Annotated in this window: 6 protein-coding genes; 1 reads left to right on the top strand and 5 read right to left on the bottom strand. The window is 59.1% G+C overall.

Translation table 11 applies throughout. From position 1 onward, the window contains the following. The 4 genes from VGG64_09990 to VGG64_09975 all read right to left on the bottom strand — a co-directional run. Positions 1 to 1,891, bottom strand: a 1,891-nt coding sequence (locus VGG64_09990; GenBank protein ID HEY1599922.1) for an RHS repeat-associated core domain-containing protein, incomplete at its 3' end; no start/stop codon positions are given. A gap of 215 nt (positions 1,892 to 2,106) precedes the next feature. Next, entirely contained in the window at positions 2,107 to 2,946 is an 840-nt protein-coding gene (locus VGG64_09985; GenBank protein ID HEY1599921.1) for a hypothetical protein, read from the bottom strand. A 157-nt stretch (positions 2,947 to 3,103) separates the two neighbouring features. Next, a complete protein-coding gene (xerC, locus tag VGG64_09980; protein ID HEY1599920.1) occupies positions 3,104 to 4,039 on the bottom strand; it encodes a site-specific tyrosine recombinase XerC in 936 nt (311 codons plus the stop codon). Positions 4,040 to 4,052: 13 nt separating this feature from the next. Beyond that, entirely contained in the window at positions 4,053 to 6,650 is a 2,598-nt protein-coding gene (locus VGG64_09975; protein ID HEY1599919.1) for a hypothetical protein, read from the bottom strand. Positions 6,651 to 6,942: 292 nt separating this feature from the next. Here VGG64_09975 and VGG64_09970 point away from each other — a divergent pair, with 292 nt between their 5' ends. Then, positions 6,943 to 7,119, top strand: a complete 177-nt coding sequence (locus VGG64_09970) for a hypothetical protein (GenBank protein HEY1599918.1) — start codon at positions 6,943 to 6,945, stop codon at positions 7,117 to 7,119. A gap of 13 nt (positions 7,120 to 7,132) precedes the next feature. Here VGG64_09970 and VGG64_09965 read toward each other — a convergent pair whose 3' ends face one another. Beyond that, on the bottom strand, positions 7,133 to 9,730 hold the full coding sequence (locus VGG64_09965; GenBank protein HEY1599917.1) for a primase-helicase family protein: 2,598 nt from the start codon (positions 9,728 to 9,730) through the stop codon (positions 7,133 to 7,135). Positions 9,731 to 10,294 lie beyond the last annotated feature (564 nt).

Raw genomic sequence — 10,294 nt, 5'->3', positions numbered from 1 at the left:
CGGTCTGCGTCGGAACTCCGCTGAAGTATGCAGAGTAGCCCGCGATCGCATTGTCAACTCCGGCAGAAAAGCCGACGAGCGAAGTCCCGAACGACTCCGGCGCGGCAACGACCGAACCGATTGCCTGCACGACGCCTAGCGTTCCGTCTATGAGGCCAAGCCGGCTGGTCCGCGCCGATGCGTCAGCCGCGGCTTGGGCGGCTTCAGCCGCCTGGCCCTCCGCCGACTGGTCAAACCAGTTAGTGCTCCCATCTTGGTTGATCGCGTAGCCTTGGGCGTCCCGCACTTGGTAGTTTGGAACGATATAAAGGGTCCAAGTGTTTGCGCCATTAGTAAACGTTCCTTGGGGCTTGAGCCCCGAAATTAGTGAGCCGTTGGCTAGCCGGGAGTCGTCTTCCACCGTGCCGGGAACCAATGCCCCAGTCTCCGTTGACATACCGCTGTCCGTAATCACTGTCCGCGAATACGATCCGACCCCCGGTGTCTGGCTCAGATAGGTGCTCGAGTTGCTAATCGACCAGTTCGTAAGCGCTAAGGCGCTGTTGGTCCAATTGGCGCCGCTAAACTGGATTGTTTGGGACGCGCCGCCAGCTCCGGTGCTCACCGTTTGCAGGCCATACGAGAGGCTGCCGTCGCTGCCGATTGCGCCATTAAAGCTGAACATGGTCTTGTTTTGCACCGTGCTCACGGGAGCCGGCAACGGGCCGCTCACCGAATACGACGCTCCCCCGGACACGCTGTTATAAAGCGCGCTCAAGCCGCTTGCCACCTGTACAGCTCCGCTGCCGGCAGCGCCGAATAAGAGGCCGGCGCCACTCTGGGCCAATTGCCAACCGGCGCTTGAGAGCGTTTGGGTTGGTGCGGTGGTCGACGCTGCGGTCGACGCGATGCTGGCGGGCGGCTCGTAATCGTCGTCGAACGCATTTTCCGGCAGCGGATCGCCCAACACGTCTTGGAGGAACTTCGGATCGGCCGTAAAGCTTGGAAAGACGTCGGGTGTGGCAATGCCCAAATTGATACTGTCAGTAGGATCAGCCTGACTCAGCCCGCTCGGATCAACCGTATCCACCGGGCTATTGCCGGCATACTCATAAAGATTGCCATTCGGACTACCCGAGAAGCCGCTGGGATCCTGACTGGTGAACTCGCCGGTCGAAGGATTGTAGATCCGCGATTGGGTTTCCAACATGCCAAGCGCCAGGTCGTTGACGTAGCCGGCGTAGCCGTCGATGTGCGCGGCCGAGGAATTGCTCTCGCGGATCGTCACGCCGAACGAATTGTAGTCGATGTGATCGACGACCGACGTGGTGCCATTGTATTGCACCACATCGCGAACCGATTGGTCGCGGTCAGTAATCATCCAGTTGACGTTGCCGGAACCGTCTTCCTGTGCCAGCAACTGGTCCACGGCCTGGCCGTAGACGTACGTGCCGGTGAGCACGTTGCTGCCGGTGAAGGTGGCGGCGACGTTGCCGTCCAGGTCGTAGGCGAATTTAGTGACAGTGCTCGTGCCGCCGACAGTCACGGTCTCGCCCACCCGCTCGCCCAGCGAGTTGTAGGTGTAGACGATGTTCTGCGTGATCGTGTCGGTGTTGTCTTCGGTCGTGGCTTCGACCAGCCGGCCCGCGTTGTCGTAAGAATAGACGGTCTTAAAATCCGGGGCTTCGGCTTGGGAGATGCGCTCCTTTTGCACCACGTTGCCATCGGCATCGTAGCTGTAAATAAAGGTGCCGTCAGACTCTAGCTGGTTGCCGGTGGTGGTCGTCGAAGTCGTGGCTTGCAGGGTATCGGTGGCGGCCGTGCCGGTGGTTGTGGTTTCGCGATTGCCGGCCGCGTCGTACGTATAGCTTTCGTTGGCCCAACAAAAACTCTTGCCGCTTGCTTTCGGCAAGGTTTGCTGAAATTCCGATGCACGTCTCGGCTTAGAGCGGCGATGCCAGGGCGCAGGCCGGTTTTTGGGAAATTTGCGCCTAGAGGCGGGTTCCCGCTTAAATTGGCGATTGCGGCTGATGCGAGCGCAACGGCTCGGGAAAACGGTGGCCAGGATCATCGCCGCTCATTTTAGCATCGGCCCGGCGCGGCGGCGCCTGCTTCGAGCAGGCGGCTTTAGCGAGGCAGGACAGGCTCGCCAGATTCGTCCCGCCTGAATGCCCAATCGGCTTGGGCTTGGGCCGAATACGTCGCACGGCCGGGATAAAGTTCAGCCCGCCGATCCGATTGCGGATGACCGCGCCGGCGCGGAGACCGCGACATTGGCGGCGGCAAAACGCCTTGAGAGACGGGAATCTCATCGTCGCCACCGTATGGTTCCGATGAGCAAAGCTGATCCATGCGTTTCATCTTGAGCTTGTTGCCCTCGTATACGAGCGAGAACAACGGTTCTTGTCCGCACATGACATGATCCCTGCAAACGCTCGCCTTGATCGGGCAGTCGGGAAGCGGCATGAAGCCAATGTATCGCCAGCCCATCAGTTCCCGCTTGCCGCATTCGTTCACCGCCAGGACTGCTTCGTAGTATCCCAGCGGCACGTTGGTTTCAACAGTCCCGCCATACGTTTGCGCAACCGGGGCACCGGCTGCGCCTTTCGCGGCAGCTCCGGCCAACTGCGCCAGGGAGCCGATAATTTCTGCGTACTTTTGATCCGTTTCCGAATTGACGCTCACCAGATTCCAGCCCTGGTCTAGATGCACTTCCATCTTGGTTGTGCCGAGCCCGGGCTTAGTCCTGATCGAATACTCTTCACTGTAGTCTGGCAGATATTCGATCTTCATGGTCACTTGGTCGGGCTTGTCCGCCTTTTCCGCCGGTCCAATGAACAGGTACGGCTTCGGGCGATAGAAGCGGATGCCAGTATCGTTGGGGGCGGGGTCCTTTCGCACAATCATCCGTGCGCAACCCGAGCAAGCCAGTGTCATCAAAGCCAATAGCACGATGCTTGCACGCACGGCTGTTCTCCAGATTACGCAGGCTTCGCAATTAAGAAGTGAAAGATCGCTACCTGCGATGGCCGATAATTTCGGCACGTCGAAACGAGTTCTTGAATCCTTTTTTCGAGATTTCAAAGGGTAGACCGCTAGCATTTGCTGCAAGGTGCAGCCATCGCTACTCGCTCGATTGCGAGCGCTGCGCCCTGGCCGGATGGGTCGCCGTGTGGATTTCCTTCAGCTTTTGGATGCTGACGCGCGTGTAGATTTCGGTGGTCGTCAGCTTGACGTGGCCCAGCATGGCCTGAATGAAGCGGATGTCCGCGCCGTTCTCCAACATCAGCGTGGCCATCGTGTGTCTGAACAGGTGGCAGCTACCGCGCTTGCCGATGTCCGCTGCGTTCACGTAGTCGCGCACCAGTTGCGTGATGTTGTTGGGCGTGAACGGCTGCCCCGTGTGCGTCAGAAACACCACGTCGCCAGCCGTATCGCCGGCCAGCAAGCGTGGCCGCACTTGGCGCAGATAGCGTTCGATCCAGCCGAGCGCCCGCTCGCCAATGGGAATCATACGGTCTTTGCGCCCCTTGCCTTGCCGCACCATGACCGTGCCGCGATCGGCGTCCAGGCTGTAGAGTTTGAGCCCGATCAGTTCCATGCGGCGAATCCCGGTCGAGTACAGCGTCTCCAGAATCGCCCGGTCGCGCAGGCCCAGCGCTTCGGTCACGTTGGGCGTGCTGATGACTCGCTCGGCTTCGCTGGCGCTCAACACGAACTTCGGCAGCCGGCTTTCCAGCTTCGGCAGTTCGATTTCGCTGGCCGGGTTGTAGAGGATGTGGTTGTTCTTCGAGAGCCACTTGAACCAGGCGCGTATCGGCAGCAGGCGGCCGTGCTGACTGCGGAAGCTAAGCGGGTCGCCGTCTTTTTTGCGGTAGTGGTACAGATACCGCTGATAGCGCTCGATCATCGGCTTGGTGACCTCGCCCGGCTGCACAATGCCTCGCTCGGCGCACCAGTCGATGAAGTAGGTCAGGTAGACTTGCCGGCCCACGATCGTCTTGTCCGAATAGTTCTTGACCCGCATCCATTCCAGGAATTCGTCCATCATGGCCCGCATGGTTTTTCTCCAGCTACGACGTGGCGGAAATTTCTTGGTCCAGATGTGCGTTTTGAATCACTTTCGACGCGGAGGGCTGTTGAGCCTTTTCGCCATCGGCAGTTGCGGCGATTTTCGAGGTCCGACCACGGCCCGACTTGGCCCCGACTTGGGGCCGACCGCGCCCCGACTTCTCGCCGTTTACCCCCGCCCGGTCAGCGTCGTACCTGCGTAGGTGATCCACGTCGATCAGCCGTGCCAGGAAGCGTTTGCCGGCATCGGGCGGCGGGTCAAACAGCAATTCGTAGGCAAACGACTGCCCCCGACCGCCTCGGTGGATCAGCAGGTATTCGAGTTCCTCCAGCCGCTTGAGATGGACCTTCAACTGAGTGTGACCCCAACCCGTGGCTTCACGGATATCACGGCGGCTGAAGCGATAATCGGTTCGGTCGATGCCTTGGCGCTCGCAGGCGGCCAATAACAGGTCGTCAATGAGGCCCAGTAGCCGCCGGGTCTGCGGTGGCAGTTCATCGACCGAGCGGCCCAGCACTTCGCTGGCCAGCCGGTTGGCGATGGCGATGTCGTCAAGCGTGACTTCGATGTACTCGACTTGCCGGTCATCATGCACGATGGTCTGAACCGGCCGCTGGTGTTGATGCAGCAGGGCAATGGCCCGGATTAGCGTCAGATACTTTACGTGGTCACGGCGCGTGCGGGTCTTGTCATCCAGGAAGGTTAAGGCTTCGGCGTACGGGTTGGCCACCAGCAGCGGGCGCAACAGCCGCTGGGCGTTGCGGTGTAGCGCCAGAGTCTGTTGCCGCTCTTGGGCGGACAGCAGGCCGGCCAGCGTCTGCCGGCGGCGCTGAAGCTCATGGATGGCCTTGGTCTGTTGGCGGTCTTCGTCGACCGAGAGCACAACACAGCGGTTCAATAGCTCTTCGTCGATCTTGATGGCCGTGGTCGTGAGAAAGATCATCACCGGACCTTCGACCCGATATTCCTGCGTTACCAGCCGGCCGGTGGCGGCGTCCTTGCCCGTGCTGGCAATCATCAGTTCGCCTTCGCTCTGCAAGAGTTTCAGCGCGTAGCTGGCTTGCTGAGCGCCCTCTTCCTCGACGATGGCGAGGATTTTGTGCCGGAGATTGGTCTCGCCCATGTAGAAAAGAGCTTGCCCGGTCATGGCCGAATACTTGACCTGCTCTTCGGGCGGCACGAACGCCAGCACGGCTTCCATCAGCGACGTTTTACCAGCGGCCGACGACGACTGAATGACAATGGCCAAAGGCTGGTCGAGCTTGCGGCTGACGGCTGCCAGGTAGCCCACCAGCTTGTTCGTGGTTTCGCCGATCAAATCGAAATCGGCCACGATGCGGTCGAGTAGTTGCGGGTCGCGCAGCAGGGCCAAGGCTGCTTGCTTTTCGTCGTCGGTCATGCTGGGGACCGTTTCCTTGACTTCCGTCAGGCGGGTGATCTGATCGTCCTGAAGTTCCTCCAGTTTCAGCAATACGCGGCCCAAGTCTTTTTTGATGGTCTGCTCTTCCACGGCCAACTCGACGGCGGATTGCGCGATGAACTGCCGGCGATGCCGGGCTGAGTACAGGTCGAACGAGTCGACGAACATGCCCGATTCGGTTGAGGCCAGTACGTTGACTTTGAGTTGGTCGAATGAAAGATTCTTGGCCAGCCCGCGCACGCGATAGCGCCGATGGCCAAGGTGCATGACCACTTCATCGCCGTGCTGATCGGCTTCAATGTCTTCGGGTGTCGCCGGCAGTGGTGAAGCTGTAAGAATGCTGGCCGGCGGCTCGGGATCATCGGCCGGTTGGATGTCGTCTTCAGTATCTTGCGGCTCGATTGCGGGCAGCGGCACGGGTGGCGGCTGACCTTTGCCGAACCATTCCGCTCGACGAATGAGGGCACCGAGCGCGCCGGCCGGGTCGTCGAATTGCATGGCGTAGGCATTGGCGTCGATGCCGGCCGGTAGCTTGATTTGATGAACGTCGATGCCGGCCGCCAGCAGCTTGTCGGTGATGGTCTCCGCAATGACAAGCACGCGCTTGATGCCGAACTCGGCGAAGGCTGCCAGGTGGTCATCGGTCAGTGCGTCAGCCCCCAGCGTGCAAGTAACGTTGCGATAGCCGGCATTCCAGAACGTCAGCGCGTCGAACAGCGAGGGGCAGACAATGACTTCACTGCCGGCCCGGAATGCCTGGATATTCCAAACGCCGTGCCGCTGGTCGGATAGATACGTGTGCAGCGGAGTGCCCGCGCGGAGCCGGGCGCCGATCTTGCGGCCGTAGATGTCGAGCACGCGCCCGCTGCCATCGGCCGCTGTGATCGGGAAGACGAGCGAGCCGCTGAAATGTTCGTGGCCGCTGGATCGGAACAGGCCGAGCGCTTCCAGCTTGGCGCGGATCAGCTTGCCGGCTTTGAGTTGTTTGCTGGGCAGCTTGAGACCCAGCGTGCGATCGGCATAGCCAATGCGGAATTGGTCGATCGCTTCGCCGTTGGTGATGCCACGCCCGCGCAGATAGTCGAGCGCTTCGGGGCTGTCTTTCAGCCGGCGATGGTAATATTCGAGAACCTGCGCGAGAAGTTTTTGGTCGTCAGCTTGCGGGTTGAAATCAGCCATCGGATGGGGCTCCAAATCGCCCTCCGATGGCGCACGAAAAAAAGGGAACGTCGAACCTTTGCCGCTCCGGGAACCCCGCGAAGGGCCAGTAGAACAGCGCAAGGCCGACGTTCCCTTTCGGGCGCGTGGTCCTAATGCGCTGCTTCTACTGGTACAAGGGCAATTGCCCAGGTTCGCGGTTTCCCAGAAGCAGCCGGACGCCTGTAGGCGTCCAATCAGGTTGTCAGATTCGATCTTACGCGGGCCGCCGCAGCTTCTCAAGCTGAGTTTGGAAACGTGGTAGAATCAAGATATGGACGAGCACGAAGAGGAACTGCTGCTGCACATCGCTGCCGGCACCGACTTGTGGACGGCGCTGGCGGCATTGCCACTGGATGAATATTCTACTGCCACACCAGAAAACCCAAGGAAACTACCGGCCTTGGTCGTCCTGACTGGCGTCCTGGCCATGATTTGGCTGCTCTGGTAGTGCTCCCGCCTTTTTAGGAATTCAAGGGAACGCCTACCGGGGTATCGCAAAGCGATAACGGTATCGGCGGGGGAAGCGCGCGCAAAACACGACTGGCGTAGTCCGCCAGCGCAGACAATTGCGCCCATTCCGGCATTACGTCTATGTCGGAGTCCTGCCCACTCTCTTTGAGGTTCCACTGAGTGCCACCTGCAAGGCGTGTGAATTTGGCTGTCAGCCCCCGCTCGCCGCAATCCTTCAACGCAAGCTTTAGCTGCCGGCCAAAGACATTTTCATCATTCGACCAAGGACCATCGCCGAGAAGAGCCAGCAATTCGCTAACCAATGCTTTGCAGACACCGTTGCCTTCCTTCAGCAACAATAATCGCAAGGCGTTTTCAAGTTTCACCGGATCGAACGCGCCGCCTTTATCTGTCGTCTCGATAATCGCCTCGCGCTTGGCTTGCGTGTCGAGAACCGGTAGCCATAGGCGGCCAACACCATCGGGCAATCGCAGGTCAAGCAGAGTACGCAGGAAGTCGGGTGCCTCCGCCTGCAACTTTGCCTTCAGCGTGGGCCAAGGAATATCTGTCGAAGGTTTCGCTGGCACCTCGATGACGACGATCCGTGTATCACCCTCGAAGATCGGGCAGAATTGTCGATTGTTGGCCACTTGAATCCAGTGTAGGTGCGACGGAGAGCTATAGACGGTCGCATATTTTGCGTGAATGCTAATCCTATCGCCCGTCACCCAATCCTTGAGCCGATTGTACGCATCGGACGCTTTGCCGCTCAGGTCCACTTCCTCAACGTAGGCAAGAATGGCCCCGTCGAGTTCGCCATTGTGCTTGGTCAAGAGCGAGTTTCGTGCCTCGATATGCCCCCGTGACATGAGCGACCCGATCGCGTTGTTGAAGGACGACTTGCCAGTCTCTTGGTCGCCAAAGAAAAACAGGTACGGCAATTTCTGCGACGGCCGCTGAAACAGCGATGCGGCCCAGTGGAGCAAATAAAGGGCTCCGGCAGATACCCCGTTGCCCTGACACCATTCGTCCCTTTCAACTGCTTCGTCGAGCCCTTGTCCGACGTGCGCGAAGATCGCGTCCCAATGTGGATGGACCATCGGCCGCTCGTCGTCGGTTGGCGTGTATGCCAGTTGTGCGCCAATGTTCCAGCGTCGCCCGCCGGGAAACTCTGGTTGAAATGGGATGTTGCTAAGAGTCCAGTTCCGGCTTTGCAGCCTAGCGATAACACCATTAAATTCCGAAGACGGGAGGCCGATGCTTGCCAGAGCATCCCTGGCGGCCGTCCGGTCGCGCTCGACCCATGCGCGATCATCATCGGCAATGCGCCAACCCGCATCTTGGTTATCGGGCGTTTTCACGCTACGGATGCGCGTGTCACAACGTTCAAGCATTTCAGCCGCGATGTCGGCGTTGTCGGTCGATGGCAAGTGGACAACCTGCGACCATCGCTTCGTGTGGGCTTGCTTGCCATCCAGGTTCCATCGAAGGTCAAGCATATCCTTCTTTGAGCGCGGGTTATCGTCGTCGGCGCGATACTCAAGTAGGATGGATACCTTGCGCGCCGAAGGGTGCGGCTTCAGGATCAATTGCCGGTCAGCGGCCCAGTCAGGTACGGAAGCGCTTCCCCCCATTCCCCTCAAAGCTGCAATACCTTGTGCCGGCGTGCCAAATACAAAGCAGCCATCCAACAGCTCTTGGCCGCCCTCTGCTTCCGCCGCAATCACTAGCGTTGCCCGAACGTTGAAGTCGCAACTTGTCCAGCCTTCCCCTTGCTTCCATGTATTAGCCTCTTTCGTGCCGGGCGAGAAACGGTACACGCGCCATCCGCCATTGCTCAACGGAAACATGAAAGCATTGGGGGTGCCCGGATCGGTTCCCTCGCTTATGGTCTTAAAAATACCTCGTATCTCCAAGCGCGGATCTGCGATCAGTTGCGCTAGCCGCGCTGTATGGACTTGCACCAAATGATTATCCTGCTGGTAGATCATAGAGAAATCGTTGCCGGCGAGTGCATCCATGATGCGTCGATGTTCATCCGTCAGCGGCACGCGCGGCCGTGCTGCAACGAGTTCGTCGAACGAATCATCCGCATTTGCAGGTATCCCAACCACTCTTTGCGTGGTGCGTTTCTTCTGGATGACTGCAATATGGCTGCGCCAGTCGCCGGGAATGTCGGCCTCGCTCAAGGTTGCCGTGGCCGGCTTGAGCAACTTCAAGCCTTCATTGGCAAGCGATGACTTGCGGTGCCAAATCCACATGTTGCCGCCGCAGGCATCGACCTTGGTGGAGAAGTTAAAGCCTGTTGCTGCCGACATCATTTCGAGAATGGCCCTGCCCAGTGCGGCATGTTCAGTGTGGTTTGCAGTCGGAATGCCGTCGGCGCAGCACAAGGCATACAGGTGGAGCCCGCCACCGCCAGTGCTCTTACGGATTTCGAGCCACGGTATAACCAAGGCGGCCGCCCGAACAGCTTCTAGATCGGCATCCGACACGCCAACCCCAGTGGCGTGGCCGAGAATGGAATCGAAGTCGAAGCCGAGCCGGCGAGAGCGGAGCTGTCCGAAATCCCAGCCGGTCATTCCTAAGCCTTCGATATGCTTCGCCAAGTCGAACCGCAAGGGCCAGTCATTGCGTTCAGGCTTGTCTTTCGCGTTCCGGGGGATACGAATGTGGTGCCATTGCTCGTCAGACGAATCGTCGAGGTTTGTCCAGGTATTCCGTTTGCCAGCGACTGGCTCGCCGTGGTCTATCGCGACGTTGACCTGGACTTCCATGTCAGGCGTATACAGGTCGAGCAACGCTGGATCGTTATGTCGCGAACGAATGTTCGATTGCCGGCAGAATGCGAGAATGGCATCAGATTTGGTCAGGACACTGGAACGCTGCATTCGGGCCTCAAGTGGTTCGGTTGGCGAAGAGTGAAAACGGGTTCCAATACTTTCGGCCGGATGGGAACGTCGACTGCAACAGGCCGTGTAGGCAACGGGTGTAGGCAGGAAAACTGTCTCCACTTACCTGATATTATTTCTTGCTCTTTTAAGACTTTACTTATGATGGGGAAGTTTAGCTGCCTACATGACCTTGCCTACACTCGACTCGGCCGATTCTGATCCGACGCGGCTACTGAGTCTTTCCCCTGGCGCGGTTACGGTTGCTCACGAGTCCCGGTT

This window comes from Pirellulales bacterium (assembly GCA_036490175.1).
Classification (GTDB): domain Bacteria; phylum Planctomycetota; class Planctomycetia; order Pirellulales; family JACPPG01; genus JACPPG01.
The sequence above is the reverse complement of the archived record's forward strand: the minus strand, read 5'-3'. Positions and strand labels throughout refer to the sequence as shown.